We start from the raw sequence: 15,768 nt of genomic DNA, 5'->3' as shown, positions 1-15,768 counted from the left end.
CATCTTTAGTATAATTTATTTAACATATTTTCATCACAATCATTTATTATTGTACATAATTTCATCTTACCATCCAAATCAAATGTAGATAAAATTATATCTCTTCTCTTATCTAAGTTCTTATAATTTAAAACTTCACCAACTACCATAATATTACCAAAGTTGTTTATAATTTTTAATCCAGACAAATCATTCTCATTCATTATACTATTTTGCCAAATTATTTCTCCATCATTATTATATTTTAATAATACCAAATCTTTATTTAAAGGATTATTTATACTTATTGTTGTCTTAACATCTCCGTCTTGATTGCTAACTTCAGCTAATACAATAACTTCCCCATCTCCTATAGATACAACATCCTTAAAATCATCTATATGAGATGAGCCATAGAATCCACTCCAAAGCAAGTTTCCAAGTCCATCAAATCTTGCTATAAATCCATCAGTCCAATCTGATTCTCTATATCCTGATCCTATTATGCAATATTCATCATCTAAAATCCCTATAACTTTATTAAATCTATTTATTCTAGAATCTTCAAACAATTTCCCCCAAATAATATTGTTATCTCTATCTAACTTTATAATATAACAATCCTTATTATCCTCTAATTTAGGTGAAGAATATATCTTACCAACCAATATTTTATTTGCAGATGTATCATTATAAACAGTATCTACCGATACATTCTTTATCTTTATTTTGCTATTTATAAATACACTATTTCTAAATTCATCCTCAGGTAAAATATACACATTTCTAGTTTTAGATACCTTCTTACCAAACACATCTTTGTAATCGTATATTAATTCATTATGAAAATCAGTTAAAAATTCTTTATAATTAGATTCAGTAATTTCTTTCTTGGCATTATTAAAAATAGTAATATAATTCACATCAATACCAACTTGCTTTAAAAAATCATCTTTTAATTCCTTATATTCAAAATTCTCAAATACAATGATATCAATCAAATTAACATCCTTAGTAAAACTCCTAGCACTAACGTTCACACCAAAAATTAAACATAATCCTATAATAAAAATAATTATTTTCCCCATTAAACTACCTCTTAAAAAATTAAAGCATTAATTACCCATAATTTAATTAGTAGTATTCCCATATAAATTAATTTTATCCATATCTAATTTATTCTAATGATTTATATAAATCTTTTAATTCTCTTAAAAATTTCTCCAAAGAATCTAACTCGAAATTAAACTCAAAATTATGCTTACTCATCGAATTTAAATATTTAGGATCATAATAATTTTTAATCAACGTCTCTGCTAATCTCTCATACTCTCCATTTTCTAATAAATTATTGTATTCTTTCATATCATTCTTACTTGAGTATTTATCTAAAAGAGTCATATTTTTTCTAAAATCTTCCAAAATCTCTCTATCAACATTTATTTTCCTTGTATTCAATTCACTTAGTGAAACTTTCAAATAATCCTCAATCAAATTTTCAACTCTGAGTTTAACAGGCAAGTCTACACAAACATGAATACCTTCATTCATAAATTTAAAAAAGTACTCAGGCATAATAATCTTACCTATCCTCTTACTTTCTCCCTCTATAAAAACGTTAATTTTCTCTTGATTATTGTGCTTATTTCTCTTGATTATTTCTAAAATATTATGAAAAATTATTGATTCAAAATTTTTTTGGGAATTTTGTTCTCCAAGATTAACTCCACCCAAAAATGAAGCACGATGATTCGCCGCATATTCAAGATCAATAACAGGATATCCTTGCGCCTTCAACTCATTTAATATTTTTGTTTTTCCAATTCCAGTTTTTCCGTGAATTACAATAAACCTTATCTTATTTAAATAATTTTCAAAATTCTCTCTCAAAAATTTTCTATAGCCTTTGTATCCCATATCCAACTTAAAATTTTTTATACCAATAGAATTAAATAAATTATGTATAGTTAAACTTCTCATTCCTCCACGTGCACAGAAAAATACTATATCTTTATTTTTTTCAAACTGATTAGAAACTTTATCAAAAATCTCTTCAAGTTTATATCCTGCATATTTTAAAGCTAATCTTTTCGCTTCACGAACACTCTTATTAACATAAACAAATCCTACTTCTTCTCTCTCTCCATTGTTCAATATAGGAATATTAATCGCACCACTTATCGTTCCATTTTTAAATTCATTCTCAGACCTAACATCTATTATGCAAACATTATCCATATTCACAAGCTTTTCAGTATCTACAATTCTAGCAAAAATAAAATTACCTCCAATACAACATATTTTTAAAATTATTTCTAAAAATAATAGAAATTATAACTATAATAATAAAAATTGTTAATGATTGTAAAATATATATAAAAAATTTTACCACATATAAAATAATTTCAATTTTTTATTACATTATTTTCGAAAATTATATCACTCTAAACTTCAGTAAAACACAAACTTAATTATACATTGACAATATATTTTTAATTAATATATAATCATATTGTAATATTTTTTAAGATTTAATTTCGTTTTAGTTACATTATAGAATTGTAATTTAATGGGGGGATATTTTCTTTCATGAAAAAATCATTTGTAAAATTATTAATTGCATCAACAACTGCATTATTTCCTTTAAGTAACATAATTAATACAGGCATTAAAACTTTATCAATAGAAAATCAAAGTACATATAACATATCAGAAAAATTAAATGTTAGATTCTTTATACATGAAGGCGATATGATAGTGGCTAAAGTGATAATTCCAGAAATTAATAAATATAACTTCACTTCTGCGGAAGTTTCTGATACTTCCCTATCCATTGACATCGCTGATAATCAAGTCAAATTATATAACTTAAAACCTGAAACCACATATGAAAATATTTCAATAAAATTAACCGATTTATCTAATAAAACTTATACATTCAAACTGAACGATTTTAAAACTCCTAGCCAAGTTACCAAATCTCTTGATGTAAAAGTTTCTTCATATAAAAATAATTTTAGCGGAGAAGTTGTACTTCCAACATACATATATCCAGTATCTGCCAGTATATCCAGTAATAATTTATTAATTGATGTTTCAGATGGTATTATTACATTACTTGCACTAAAACCTGAAACTACATATTCACATTTAACATTAACAATTTTAGATGATCAAAATAATCAACATATGTTTAATCTAAATGAATTCACAACTGTAAACAAAAACTTTAGTTACATTGATATAAAGCTAAGCAAAAATAACAACAACATACAAGGTAAAGTTCTTTTGCCAAATGATTTAGTAATAAAAGATGCCAAACTATCTGATACTAATTTAAGCTTTGTTATAAATAAAGAAACAAATGAGCTTATATTAACCAATCTAAAGCAAAATGAAGAATATAAAAATGTTAAATTAATCGTTCAGGATACAGATAACAAACTACACAACTTTATAATTAATAATTTTTCAACAAATATCGTTAATATTGATTTAAAGAAACTTGCATCATATATTGAAAATGCCTATTCTACAGCATTAAATAGAACTGAATTAGATAAAAGTGGTTTTAAGTATTGGTTTATTCAACTTTCTAATTTTAATATAAGTGCAAGAGATTTTATATTAAATTTATTAAATACTGAAGAATTCTTACAGGTTTCACAAAATTCTATAGATAAAATAACCAAAATATACGCTGTTATGTACAATAGAACTCCTGATGATGAAGGGCTTAATTTCTGGATAAAGGAATACGAAGAAAATTTTAAAATTACAAATGATGATAAAAAATCTGTTGAGAGTATTGTAACTAAAATGGTTGGTGAATCTGAATTTAAAAATCTTATAAAATTAATCGGTATAAAATATTAAGAGAGTCTGATTACAGACTCTCTTTTTTTGAACCATTTTTAAATATCAATCCTACTACAATCACAAATACAAATAATACAAAATACAAACTAACAGCTACAATTCCATGAGAAAGAATAGTCGCATATATCATAAATAATGAACATACTACAGCTGCATAAGGTATGATATACTTATTAAATATATTCAAACCCTCAAGTTTCCTACTCATGCATAAGAATATAGGAATATACAATGCATACATACTAATAACTGGTAACTCTGAAAAATCTAAAAACAGACCAAAAAAACCTTTATTACTTAAATACCACAATAATATCCATATGAATACTATTATAACTCCAAATAACCCTGAGTTAACGGGTAAATTAGTTTTCTCACTCACCTTTGAGAAAAATTTAGGACATGGTCCCATTCCCCTAATCGATAATGAATATAATCCCCTTATAGTTGCAAGCATCATACCATTTAAAGTTCCAAGACAAGAAATTATGACAAAAATAAATAATGTACTTCCTCCAAAATTTCCTAAAATATTAAAAAATGCATGTTTAATTGAGTCTTCTCCACCTTGTATAAAATCATTAACAGACAATGGTCCAGAGATTCCTATAAAATATAACGTATATACAACAACTATGAAAATACTCCCTACAATCAAAGCTTTAGGCAAATCTTTACGTGAATTCTTTAATTCAGAGTTTATAGTTGTAGCAACAATCCAACCCTCATAGGCAAACGCTGTAGCCACAATTGCCCCAAATATTGAATTAGAAGTAACAATATCAGTTGATACACTAACAAAATTTTGTACTATCTGTCCATTTGAAATCCCCTTAATTATACCTATAACTCCCATAAGAACTAGTGGAATTAATTTTATAAAAGTTGTAGAAACTTGAATTTTTCCTGCTAACATCGGAGCAAATATATTCAAAGCACAAATTAAAACTAAATAAATTATACCTATTACATACACTTCTGTACTATTTGCACCAATGTTGATCCCAAATAGAGTTAACGTATATCGTGCAGATATCCAGCACAATATAGCAGTAAGCGATGGATAATAAACAACAGACATAAACCAACCAACAATATAACCATATGTTTTCCCAAAAGAAGCCTCTGAATAATCAACAATTCCATTAACTTTAGAATACCGTCCTGCTAAAATTGAAAAAGCATAAGCACAAATAACCATTATACTTCCACTAGCAATCCAAGAAAATATACCTATGTATATATTACCATCGGTAATTTGAATGACTTTTTCTGCTTTAAAAAACACACCACTCCCTATAACAATCCCTACAACCATCGCAACGGCTGTCCAAAACCCATATCTCTTTTCCAGACTATTTAACACTTACACTATACCTCCTAAACACAAATTTAAAAATATTCTAACACAATTAGTATATCAAAGCTAGAATTTATCATTATTTCAAACTCTAAAAAACAAAAAGGAAGCTTTACAACAAAACTTCCTTAAAATATAATTAGTCACTAAAATTAGTTAACTATTCAACTAAAAATCCTTCTTTCTCTAATTGATCCATATATCTATTGTATAATTCTTCTGATAATCCATCCACTGAATACTCTGCCTCTATTACTCGCTTCTCTAACTCTCCTAACTCCGCACTATAGTATCCTTCTTTTACATTCAAATCAACTAAAAATAAATCATATGTCTTATCTATTTCCATTTGTGTGCTTTCAGAATTTATATTATTATTAAAATTATCCGCCTTCGCTTGATCTATATACCCTGCATCTAACATCTCTTTCACTAAATCAGGATAACTATATGATAAAAATCCTTCTTTCTCTAATTGATCCATATATCTATTGTATAATTCTTCTGATAATCCATCCACTGAATACTCTGCCTCTATTACTCGCTTCTCTAACTCTCCTAACTCCGCACTATAGTATCCTTCTTTTACATTCAAATCAACTAAAAATAAATCATATGTCTTATCTATTTCCATTTGTGTGCTTTCAGAATTTATATTATTATTAAAATTATCCGCCTTCGCTTGATCTATATACCCTGCATCTAACATCTCTTTCACTAAATCAGGATAACTATATGATAAAAATCCTTCTTTCTCTAATTGATCCATATATCTATTGTATAATTCTTCTGATAATCCATCCACTGAATACTCTGCCTCTATTACTCGCTTCTCTAACTCTCCTAACTCCGCACTATAGTATCCTTCTTTTACATTCAAATCAACTAAAAATAAATCATATGTCTTATCTATTTCCATTTGTGTGCTTTCAGAATTTATATTATTATTAAAATTATCCGCCTTCGCTTGATCTATATATCCTGCATCTAACATCTCTTTCACTAAATCAGAGTGACTATAATCCATACCATATGATTGAACTATTTGTGCTTCACTATTAGTAGTTGCCATAGAGCTTACAGCCCCTGCTCCAAATGTTATTAATGCTCCTAAAGCTACTACTGATACAATTTTCTTAATCTTATCTTTTAACATATTAAACATCTCCTAAATAATTCTATTCTATCAATATCAAATATTTATTTGTCCTACTTGATGATTTAATTATACGATCATTAATAAATTAAAAATAGGAACTTTTAATTAAATAAATATTAAAAACTAGTATCCTTAACTATATAAATATTAAAAAATAATGTCATTTAATGAAAATTTGTTAAATATTCATCATCTATGCAAAAAAGGAAGCTTTACAATAAAACTTCCTTAAAATATAATTGGTCACTAAAATTAGTTAACTATTCAACTAAAAATCCTTCTTTCTCTAATTGATCCATATATCTATTGTATAATTCTTCTGATAATCCATCCACTGAATTCTCTGCCTCTATTACTTGCTTCTCTAACTCTCCCAACTCCGCACTATAGTGCCCTTCTTTTACATTCAAATCAACTACAAATAATCCATATGTCTTATCTATTTCCATTCGTGTGCTTTCAGAATTTATATTATTATTAAAATTATCCGCCTTCGCTTGATCTATATACCCTGCATCTAACATCTCTTTCACTAAACTAGGATAATCATCTGATACATAACTATCTCCACTATCTCCAAAATCTTTTTCCCACTGTTCTTCATACTTACTATATATCTCATTGTATAATGCATCATTACCTGCATAATCTGCTTCTATCAATTGTTTCTCTAACTCTCCTAACTCCGCACTATAGTATCCTTCTTTTACATCTAAATCAACTAAAAATAAATCATATGTCTTACCTATCTCCAATTTTATATCATCAGAGTCTATATTATTTATAAAATTATTCGCTTTCGTTTGATCTATATATCCTGCATCTAACATTTCACTAATACTATCAATATACCGGTCACTTTCACTATAAAATTCATTTGGATAACTTCCAGAAACTTGTATATTTTGTGCTACATCATTTTGTATATTTTTATTTAATCCCTTATATATACCATATACTGCTAACGCAATAAAAGCTCCCACTCCAACAGATAACAACACTATCTTTGTTTTCTTACTTAAACTCTTACCTACTTTATTTAAATCTTTAATTTCTTTACTTGAAACCTTATCATTATCATTATCATTATTTAACATATTAAACATCTCCTAAATAATTATATTCTACTAATATTAAATACTTGTTTGTCCTACTTGATGATTTAATTATACAATCATTAATAAATTAAAAATAGGAACTTTTAATTAAATAAATATTAAAAAATAATGTCCTTAACTATATAAATATTAAAAAATAATGTCATTTAATGAAAATTTGTTAAATATTCATCATCTATGCAAAAAAGGAAGCTTTACAACAAAACTTCCTTAAAACATAATTAATCACTAAAATTGGTTAACTATTCAACTAAAAATCCTTCTTTCTCTAATTGATCCATATATCTATTGTATAATTCTTCTGATAATCCATCCACTGAATTCTCTGCTTCTATTACTTGCTTCTCTAACTCCCCTAACTCCGCACTATAGTATCCTTCTTTTACATTCAAATCAACTACAAATAATCCATATGTCTTATCTATCTCCATTCGTGTGCTTTCAGAATTTATATTATTATTAAAATTATCCGCCTTCGCTTGATCTATATAACCTGCACTTAGCAACTCTTTTACACTATCTAAATAATATTGAGTCATATATCTAACATATATCTCATTGTATAATGCATCATTATCTGCATAATCTGCTTCTATCAATTGTTTCTCTAATTCTCCTAGCTCCGCACTACAATATCCTTCTTTTACATTCAAATTAACTAAAAATAAATCATATGTCTTATCTATTTCCATTTGTGTGCTTTCAGAATTTATATTATTATTAAAATTATCCGCCTTCGCTTGATCTATATACCCTGCATCTAACATCTCTTTCACTAAATCAGGATAACTATATGATAAAAATCCTTCTTTCTCTAATTGATCCATATATCTATTGTATAATTCTTCTGATAATCCATCCACTGAATACTCTGCCTCTATTACTAGCTTCCCTAATTCTCCTAACTCCGCACTATAGTATCCTTCTTTTACATTCAAATCAACTAAAAATAAATCATATGTCTTATCTATTTCCATTTGTGTGCTTTCAGAATTTATATTATTATTAAAATTATCCGCCTTCGCTTGATCTATATACCCTGCATCTAACATCTCTTTCACTAAATTAGAGTGACTATAATCCATACCATATGATTGAACTATTTGTGCTTCACTATTAGTAGTTGCCATAGAGCTTACAGCCCCTGCTCCAAATGTTATTAATGCTCCTAAAGCTACTACTGATACAATTTTCTTAATCTTATCTTTTAACATATTAAACATCTCCTAAATAATTCTATTCTATCAATATCAAATATTTATTTGTCCTACTTGATGATTTAATTATACGATCATTAATAAATTAAAAATAGGAACTTTTAATTAAATAAATATTAAAAACTAGTATCCTTAACTATATAAATATTAAAAAATAATGTCATTTAATGAAAAATCATTAAAATATTATGTATTTTTAAATACTAAAAATATAAACTTACATACCTATAAAGAATATATAACAACTAAATATTAATACTAAAATTACCTAAAAATATATTTTTTTTAAGTTTGGTTAACTCCATTTCCTCATACTTGCACTCAAATCAATTTTTAATGCTCAAACTTATTTCTTGCAATGGAGTTATCCGAACTTTGAAAAAATATAAAGCTAATAATAAAAATTACTAGCTTTTAAACACATACTCAGATTTAAATATTTTGTGACTTAAAATATCATCAATTACAATTTTGCCATCTTCAGATAAAATAATATAATCTCCACTCTCACCTAAAAAGAACTTAGTGTCAGGATTAATTAAAATTTCTTTCAGCTTATTATCTATCTCTATATTTTCAATCCCTTCAATTAATATATCTCTTAACTCGATCAAAACACCCTTATTCTTATCTATATTGTAAATCTTATCTTTTAAAGTAATTTCTTCATTAATAGTATATATTGAAATTATTGACTCGTTCTCTACTATAGAATTTTTATTTTCAGGATTATCACCATAAACGGTAATTCTAGATAAATGAGAATCAATTGACCCATCAACAATTTGATTATTATCAGTATCATATTTTTTTAGAGTTTTTGGTAAAATTGCAAGCAATAAGCATACAGCAAAGGCTACTCCAACATAAAAAGTAGTTATACTCTTGGACTTATTTGATGTTTTAATAGCTTGTTTAGAAATACACCCCATAACATATTCATTTAAATCATCAGGATAGTCTTGACTTAAATAATCTTCTTTTAAAGAATCTAAATCCTTATCACTATACATTAATACCCTCCTCCTCTAAATTAATTTTAAGTATTTTCAATGCTTTATATAAATTAGTTTTAACTGTATTCTCATTCATATCCAAAATATTTGAAATATCCTTAATCTTAAAATCTTCAAAAAACCTTAAAATGACTATAGTTTTCAATTTAATTGGGAGGTTTTCCAAAGCATTTTTTAAAATAATTTTATCCAATACACTAACATTACAGTCTTCAACTGAATCAAATACTTCATCATTGGTAATATCTCTGTATCTCTTCTTCAAAAAATTAAAACTAGTATTTATAAGTATTCTAGTAACCCAGGGTTTAACCGAATTTAAATCTTTAATCAATCTACTAGATGACAAAGATTTATAAATAGTATTTTGAACTACTTCAAAAGCATCATCCTTATTTTTTACATAACTAAATGCAATCCTGTATAAATACTTTTGATTGTTTATTATATAATCTTCAATATATCTTCTATTAGTATATTCTAAAACTATTTCAGAATCTTTACTATTCATTAAAAAAATTCCTCCAGAGTTAAATTACGATTAAATTATATCACTTTTATTGCTTTTTAGTAAATTTTTTCCGAAAAAATTATTAATAAATTATTGATTTTTTGAAAATTATATGTTAATATACACTCTATAATTGACTAAATTTTTGGAGGCATAATTATGAAAAAATTACATAAAAAGATTATAGTAGCTGCTTCTTTATCCTTGTTTGGAGGATTACCAATAATAGCAAACGCTTCACCTAGAATTCCTAATATTATTTTTACTTCAAATCGTTCCATTAATCCCATAGAAAGAGTTGATCCAAGTAAACCTACACCAGCTAGTTTACTTTTAAAATTGCGTGCTAATAGTAGTGGTGGTATAACTACTATTTTAACTAGTCATAGAAGTGCTTTACCTACAATTTTCTTACCTAATGGATCAAGGTTAAATAATAATGGGATAAAATAAATAAGAAGCTCAGAGTGAATTAATCGCCCTGAGCTTCTTCTAATTACAAACACTATCTATATATTTCTTATATTCATTCATTATAATCCTAGTATGAGTTCCAACATTTCCGTCATTTACATACCTTCCATCAATATTAACAACACCTATTACCTCTGCAGCGGTTCCTGTTAAAAAACATTCATCTGCTGTATAAACATTATATCTTGTGAACTCTTGTTCTCTAACATCATATCCTAAATCTTTCAAAATTTTAATAACTAAAATTCTAGTAATACCATTTAATATTCCTATATAACTAGGTGGTGTATAAATGACACTATCTTTTATTATAAAAATATTATCTCCTGTACATTCTGTAACAATTCCATTAGAATTTAAGAAAATCGCCTCTTGAGCACCCCTATTCCCAGCCTCCATCTTAGCCAAAATATTTAACAGGTAATTCAAAGATTTACATTGAGGATCCAACATAGATGGGCTAACTCTAGTAAAAGATGAAAAAACAGCACTCATTCCATTATCATAAAACTTCTTATCATAAAGAGTTATATCTGACACTATACAAATTAACGTAGGATTAATTATATTATCTTTAGGAGGTGTAAGTCCTAAATTGTAAGACCCTCTTGTAGCTACAAGTCTTATATACCCATCTTTGATATTATTCACTTCTATAAGTTTATAAATAATATTAACTATTTCTTCTTTGGAATAATTTAAAATTATATTAGTAAACTTAGCCGAATCAAAAAATCTATCTATATGTTCATTACACATAAATATCTTCCCATTATATATCCTTATTCCTTCAAAAAATCCATCACCATACAACAAACCTCTATCAAATACTGAAACCAAAGCTTCATTCTTATGTACATATTTACCATTTACATAAACAATTGAATCATTACTCATAACCACAAAACTCCCAACTTAATAATATACATCAACTTATATTATAGCATTATTACGAATTTTACATAATTCAATTTAAAATAATAAAAGATACTTATCATAAAATAAGTATCTCTCAACTAAGTTATCTTTAAATAATCTTTAGTATCTAAACTCTTCTTTTTACCATCAACATACAAAAGAACCTTGTTCTTATATATTTTTTTTACATTACAAGTGTCTATATTCCCATAGTCAGGATTCATCAATCCTTCCCCAACAAATTTTAACGGTCTATTATTAAATCTTCCATCTATAAAATATGGAGATAAAATCTTCAATGAATCTATAGCTCTAGTAATTCCTACATAAAAAATACGCCTTTCCTCTTCTTCGTCATAAAGTATACTTATATTACTATTCAAACTTATATCTCTTTCTATATTTTGAGCATTTATAATATAAACGTATCTAAATTCCATACCCTTTGAAGAATGAATAGTTCCAAAATTTACTCCATGCACAGAATTAATCAATCTAATATTTTTATTAAACTCATCTATGGATTTAAAATTCGTAATCAAATTATAAAAATACTCTATAAAATAATCAATCTCCGCTTTATTCAGATTTTTTTGTACAATAATATTATTAAGATACACTGAATACCCAAGTTTATTTAAAATACCATTAATTCTACTACCTATAGGGTATTTCATAAATTTTTTAATCATTTTCCTCAAATTATATATACTTCGTTTATCATTATAAGAAATTTTATCAAAACTTGCATCCATCACACTAAAAAAGTTCAAGCCATAATCAAATTTATTTATAATCTGATTAACTCTCCTACTAAACAAAAATGTGACCTTATCACATATATTTTTAAAATTATTTATAGTTGGATTATCTATAAATAAAAGTAAATTTATTATATCTCTTATATAAAAAAGCTCAAATATATTAAAGTTATTATCAAGAAAGTTAATTTTGATATTCCTCTTAATAAATTCACTCAATATACTGAAAGAATCTTTATGATTCCTATATAAAACTGCAAAATCAGATAAACTTACTCCTCTTCTTTGCAAATTATCTATATCATCTACAATATATTTTCCCTGATCAGAATCCTCTAAAAACTTTTTACAAATAACCTCACCTTCTTCTTCCTTCTTACCAACTAATTGTTTTTTATTCCTTATCCTATTGTTTTCAATAACATTACGTGAAAATTTAACAATAGAATGCTTAGATCTATAATTATATTTTAAATAATATTTCTTAGCTCCTTCGAACACATCACAAAAATCAACCATTATAGATGGATTTGCACCTCTAAATTTATAAATACTCTGATCATCATCACCTACACAAAATAATTTAGATTTCATGCTTAACATTTTTAAAATTTCAAATTGAACATTGTTACAATCCTGAAATTCATCAACCAATATGTATTTAAACTTATCTCTATAAAATTCTAAAATATCTTTTCTTTCTTGAAATAATTTTAATACTTCTTTTTCCAAATCATCAAAATCATATAAATTATTATCAAGTTTATATCTCTTATATTTTTTTACAACATCATCTAACACATGCTTTGGTAAATTTGTCTCAAACTCATCTATACTCTTATTACTTCCATTGAATCTAGTAATCTCACACACAAGCAATTGAATCTTATACTCACTTACTGAATCTATGTAATTCTTCAATATATTACTTAAAAATTTATAAACATGATCTTCTGTAATAATTTCAAAATTAAAACTTATATTGTCTTTTATAATTTTATAAAACAAAGCATGAAAAGTATAAAAGTGAGGTGATGTTGACGATTTACTTGATACAGCAAACCTTTGTTTCATATTTTCACAAGCCTTCTTAGTAAATGTAATCACCAAAATACTATCTTCTTTAAAACCACAACTAATAAAATGCATAAGTTTCTCTATAAGAACTGTTGTCTTACCACTGCCAGGTGATGCCACTAACAAAACTTTATCCTCATTAGAAAAGATTGCATCATTTTGATATTCATCAAACATAAACTCACCCCTAATTCCCTTTTTTAAAATTATTCCAAAAAAATCTAATTTTAAACAATTTTTAATAAATATTGTAATTATTAATATTGAAAATTTTTATATTTACAATTACTATCTTATCTATAATAATTTTTAGGATGTGTTTATTTAATGTTTGAAAATCATGAAATGAATTTATCATTACTCGTAGATTTTTACGAACTAACTATGGCTAATAACTTCATTTTAGATGAACAAGAAGATGTTATAGCTTGTTTTGATATGTTCTTTAGAAAAATACCTGATAATGGTGGATACTGTATAATGGCTGGCTTAGATCAAATTATTACATTTATAAAAAATTTAAAATTCACTCCAGAAGACATAAAATTTTTAGAATCCAAAAATTTATTTGATAAAAAATTCTTAGACTACCTTAAAAATTTTAAATTTTCTTGTGATGTATACGCAATAGAAGAAGGATTTCCAATTTTCCCAAAAGAACCTATTGTTACAGTCAAAGGACCTATTTTAGAATGCCTACTAATTGAAACTATGCTTTTATTAACTTTAAATCATCAGATATTAATATCGACAAAGGCTAGTAGAATTTGTACTGCAGCTAATGGAAAAGATGTTTTAGAATTTGGCTCTAGGAGAGCCCAAGGATACAGTGGAGCAATTTATGGTGCAAGAGCTTCAATAATAGGCGGATGTATTGCCACATCATGTACAATATCGGAAAAAAAATTTAATATACCTTCATTTGGTACTATGGCTCACAGTTGGATTCAAATGTTTGATTCAGAATATGAAGCATTCAAAACATGGGCTAAATATTCACCCAAAAATTGTGTTCTATTAATTGACACTTATAATGTTTTAAAATCAGGATTACCAAACGCAATAAGGGTATTTAAGGAACTTCCTAAAAATGACGATAGAATTCTCGGAATTAGAATTGATAGTGGAGATATCACTTATCTTACCAAAAAAGCTAGGGAAATATTAAATAAGGAAGGTTTGCACGAGGTTAAAATAATAGTTTCAAATTCATTAGATGAAAATATAATAACAAATGTTCTATCTGAAGGGGCAGAAGTAGATATGTTCGGTGTTGGAGAAAGACTCATAACATCAAAGAGCGAACCCGTATTAGGAGGAGTATACAAGCTTTGTGCATTATATAAAAACGATGTCCTCATTCCTAAAATTAAAATTAGTGAAAACCATGATAAAATCACAATTTCAGGACTTAAAACAGTTTATAGAATATTCGATTCTAAAACAAATATGGCAATAGCAGATCTTATAACAAATTTTTATGATACAATAGACGAAACAAAACCACTTACTATATTTGATCCAAATTTTACATGGAAAAAAAAGGTGATAACTGATTTCTATACCATAAAATTACACAAAAAAATATTTGATAAAGGAGTTTGTGTATACAAATCTCCTAGTGTTATGGAAATACACAAAATTAAAAATAAAGAATTCTCTAAATTATGGCCAGAAATTACCAGACTTGAAAACCCTCAAAATTACTTTGTTGATTTATCAAAAAACTTATGGAATAGTCACCAAGATTTATTGAACAAATATTCAAATAAGTATATCTAAAAAATTAAAAAGCATATATCAAATTATATATGCTTTTTAATCTAAACATCATCTTATAATAATTAATTCTCCATCATCATGTATGATGTTACAAACTTTAAATTTAACAGCATTCCTTCCACAATTTATAAATTTTGCAGTGTAAATTCCACTTTTTGATATAACTTTATACAATGACTCATCCTTTTTTTCCTCTCTTAAAATTAAACATAACTTATCTTCATTAAATTTAGGACTATGCTTAAATCTAATGTTAATTTCAATCATTTTATCCAATATTGTCTTAACAAAAATTATAAATATAATTGAACTAATTATAAAAAATACAATTTGATTACCTATATCATTTACAAATAAAGATAATACTGATGATAATAATGAAGAAATTGAAAAATATATAAAAAATATCTCTTTCCTATTTAACTCAATCATAAAAAATATCAATGAAATTACAAGCCACATAATTACTTTTAAAAATTCATTTACATACAAATACAACCTAATCACCACCTTAAAT

The 15,768-nt window shown here is 26.0% G+C and carries 14 protein-coding genes; 3 read left to right on the top strand and 11 right to left on the bottom strand.

All coding sequences use genetic code 11. The features are described 5' to 3' along the window. Positions 1 to 5: 5 nt before the first annotated feature. Together SFBM_RS02945 and mnmH are read right to left on the bottom strand one after the other, a co-directional pair. Positions 6 to 1,067 carry a hypothetical protein gene (locus SFBM_RS02945; protein WP_005806643.1) on the bottom strand — a complete coding sequence of 354 codons (1,062 nt, stop codon included), beginning with the start codon at positions 1,065 to 1,067 and terminating at the stop codon, positions 6 to 8. An 88-nt stretch (positions 1,068 to 1,155) separates the two neighbouring features. After that, positions 1,156 to 2,217, bottom strand: a complete 1,062-nt coding sequence (mnmH, locus tag SFBM_RS02940) for a tRNA 2-selenouridine(34) synthase MnmH (protein WP_005806644.1) — start codon at positions 2,215 to 2,217, stop codon at positions 1,156 to 1,158. Between the two features lie 351 nt (positions 2,218 to 2,568). Here mnmH and SFBM_RS02935 point away from each other — a divergent pair, with 351 nt between their 5' ends. Further along, positions 2,569 to 3,855, top strand: coding sequence for a hypothetical protein (locus SFBM_RS02935; protein WP_007439879.1), 1,287 nt, complete (start codon positions 2,569 to 2,571; stop codon positions 3,853 to 3,855). A gap of 10 nt (positions 3,856 to 3,865) precedes the next feature. Here SFBM_RS02935 and SFBM_RS02930 read toward each other — a convergent pair whose 3' ends face one another. The 6 genes from SFBM_RS02930 to SFBM_RS02905 form a co-directional block, all read right to left on the bottom strand. Further along, positions 3,866 to 5,224 (bottom strand): APC family permease, encoded by a 1,359-nt coding sequence (locus SFBM_RS02930; protein ID WP_014017885.1) that lies wholly within the window; start codon positions 5,222 to 5,224, stop codon positions 3,866 to 3,868. Positions 5,225 to 5,378: 154 nt separating this feature from the next. Beyond that, on the bottom strand, positions 5,379 to 6,374 hold the full coding sequence (locus SFBM_RS02925) for a hypothetical protein (RefSeq protein WP_014017884.1): 996 nt from the start codon (positions 6,372 to 6,374) through the stop codon (positions 5,379 to 5,381). Between the two features lie 263 nt (positions 6,375 to 6,637). Further along, the gene (locus SFBM_RS02920; protein ID WP_009068550.1) at positions 6,638 to 7,474 is read right to left on the bottom strand and encodes a hypothetical protein; all 837 of its coding nucleotides are present in this window, start codon (positions 7,472 to 7,474) and stop codon (positions 6,638 to 6,640) included. Between the two features lie 263 nt (positions 7,475 to 7,737). Next, complete coding sequence (locus tag SFBM_RS02915) at positions 7,738 to 8,709, bottom strand: hypothetical protein (protein WP_009068548.1); 972 nt, start codon at positions 8,707 to 8,709, stop codon at positions 7,738 to 7,740. Between the two features lie 410 nt (positions 8,710 to 9,119). After that, entirely contained in the window at positions 9,120 to 9,725 is a 606-nt protein-coding gene (locus SFBM_RS02910) for a hypothetical protein (protein ID WP_005806655.1), read from the bottom strand. Next, a complete protein-coding gene (locus tag SFBM_RS02905) occupies positions 9,718 to 10,239 on the bottom strand; it encodes a sigma-70 family RNA polymerase sigma factor (RefSeq protein ID WP_005806657.1) in 522 nt (173 codons plus the stop codon). The genes SFBM_RS02910 and SFBM_RS02905 overlap by 8 nt, the downstream gene beginning before the upstream one ends. A 159-nt stretch (positions 10,240 to 10,398) precedes the next feature. On the opposite strand from SFBM_RS02905, the gene SFBM_RS02900 reads away from it, so the two are divergent. Continuing rightward, complete coding sequence (locus SFBM_RS02900) at positions 10,399 to 10,692, top strand: hypothetical protein (protein WP_005806658.1); 294 nt, start codon at positions 10,399 to 10,401, stop codon at positions 10,690 to 10,692. A 39-nt stretch (positions 10,693 to 10,731) separates the two neighbouring features. On the opposite strand, the gene ilvE is transcribed toward SFBM_RS02900, so the two are convergent. Both ilvE and SFBM_RS02890 read right to left on the bottom strand, forming a co-directional pair. Next, positions 10,732 to 11,610 carry a branched-chain-amino-acid transaminase gene (gene ilvE, locus SFBM_RS02895; RefSeq protein WP_005806660.1) on the bottom strand — a complete coding sequence of 293 codons (879 nt, stop codon included), beginning with the start codon at positions 11,608 to 11,610 and terminating at the stop codon, positions 10,732 to 10,734. Positions 11,611 to 11,729: 119 nt separating this feature from the next. Further along, a complete protein-coding gene (locus SFBM_RS02890) occupies positions 11,730 to 13,646 on the bottom strand; it encodes an ATP-dependent helicase (protein WP_014017883.1) in 1,917 nt (638 codons plus the stop codon). A gap of 150 nt (positions 13,647 to 13,796) precedes the next feature. On the opposite strand from SFBM_RS02890, the gene SFBM_RS02885 reads away from it, so the two are divergent. After that, positions 13,797 to 15,251 (top strand): nicotinate phosphoribosyltransferase, encoded by a 1,455-nt coding sequence (locus tag SFBM_RS02885; protein WP_014017882.1) that lies wholly within the window; start codon positions 13,797 to 13,799, stop codon positions 15,249 to 15,251. A gap of 48 nt (positions 15,252 to 15,299) precedes the next feature. On the opposite strand, the gene SFBM_RS02880 is transcribed toward SFBM_RS02885, so the two are convergent. Then, positions 15,300 to 15,758 carry a hypothetical protein gene (locus SFBM_RS02880; RefSeq protein ID WP_242821482.1) on the bottom strand — a complete coding sequence of 153 codons (459 nt, stop codon included), beginning with the start codon at positions 15,756 to 15,758 and terminating at the stop codon, positions 15,300 to 15,302. Positions 15,759 to 15,768: the final 10 nt, after the last annotated feature.

This window comes from Candidatus Arthromitus sp. SFB-mouse-Japan (genome assembly GCF_000270205.1).
Classification (GTDB): Bacteria; Bacillota; Clostridia; order Clostridiales; family Clostridiaceae; genus Dwaynesavagella.
This window is presented reverse-complemented; position numbering and strand designations above follow the sequence as displayed.

Excerpts from the sequence above, each read along its gene's own strand:
- SFBM_RS02945 (WP_005806643.1), bottom strand. The coding sequence starts at position 1,067 with ATGGGGAAAATAATTATTTTTATTATAGGATTATGTTTAATTTTTGGT.
- mnmH (WP_005806644.1), bottom strand. The coding sequence starts at position 2,217 with ATGGATAATGTTTGCATAATAGATGTTAGGTCTGAGAATGAATTTAAA.
- SFBM_RS02935 (WP_007439879.1), top strand. The coding sequence starts at position 2,569 with ATGAAAAAATCATTTGTAAAATTATTAATTGCATCAACAACTGCATTA.
- SFBM_RS02925 (WP_014017884.1), bottom strand. The coding sequence starts at position 6,374 with ATGTTAAAAGATAAGATTAAGAAAATTGTATCAGTAGTAGCTTTAGGA.
- SFBM_RS02920 (WP_009068550.1), bottom strand. The coding sequence starts at position 7,474 with ATGTTAAATAATGATAATGATAATGATAAGGTTTCAAGTAAAGAAATT.
- SFBM_RS02915 (WP_009068548.1), bottom strand. The coding sequence starts at position 8,709 with ATGTTAAAAGATAAGATTAAGAAAATTGTATCAGTAGTAGCTTTAGGA.
- SFBM_RS02910 (WP_005806655.1), bottom strand. The coding sequence starts at position 9,725 with ATGTATAGTGATAAGGATTTAGATTCTTTAAAAGAAGATTATTTAAGT.
- SFBM_RS02905 (WP_005806657.1), bottom strand. The coding sequence starts at position 10,239 with ATGAATAGTAAAGATTCTGAAATAGTTTTAGAATATACTAATAGAAGA.
- SFBM_RS02900 (WP_005806658.1), top strand. The coding sequence starts at position 10,399 with ATGAAAAAATTACATAAAAAGATTATAGTAGCTGCTTCTTTATCCTTG.
- ilvE (WP_005806660.1), bottom strand. The coding sequence starts at position 11,610 with ATGAGTAATGATTCAATTGTTTATGTAAATGGTAAATATGTACATAAG.
- SFBM_RS02890 (WP_014017883.1), bottom strand. The coding sequence starts at position 13,646 with ATGTTTGATGAATATCAAAATGATGCAATCTTTTCTAATGAGGATAAA.
- SFBM_RS02885 (WP_014017882.1), top strand. The coding sequence starts at position 13,797 with ATGTTTGAAAATCATGAAATGAATTTATCATTACTCGTAGATTTTTAC.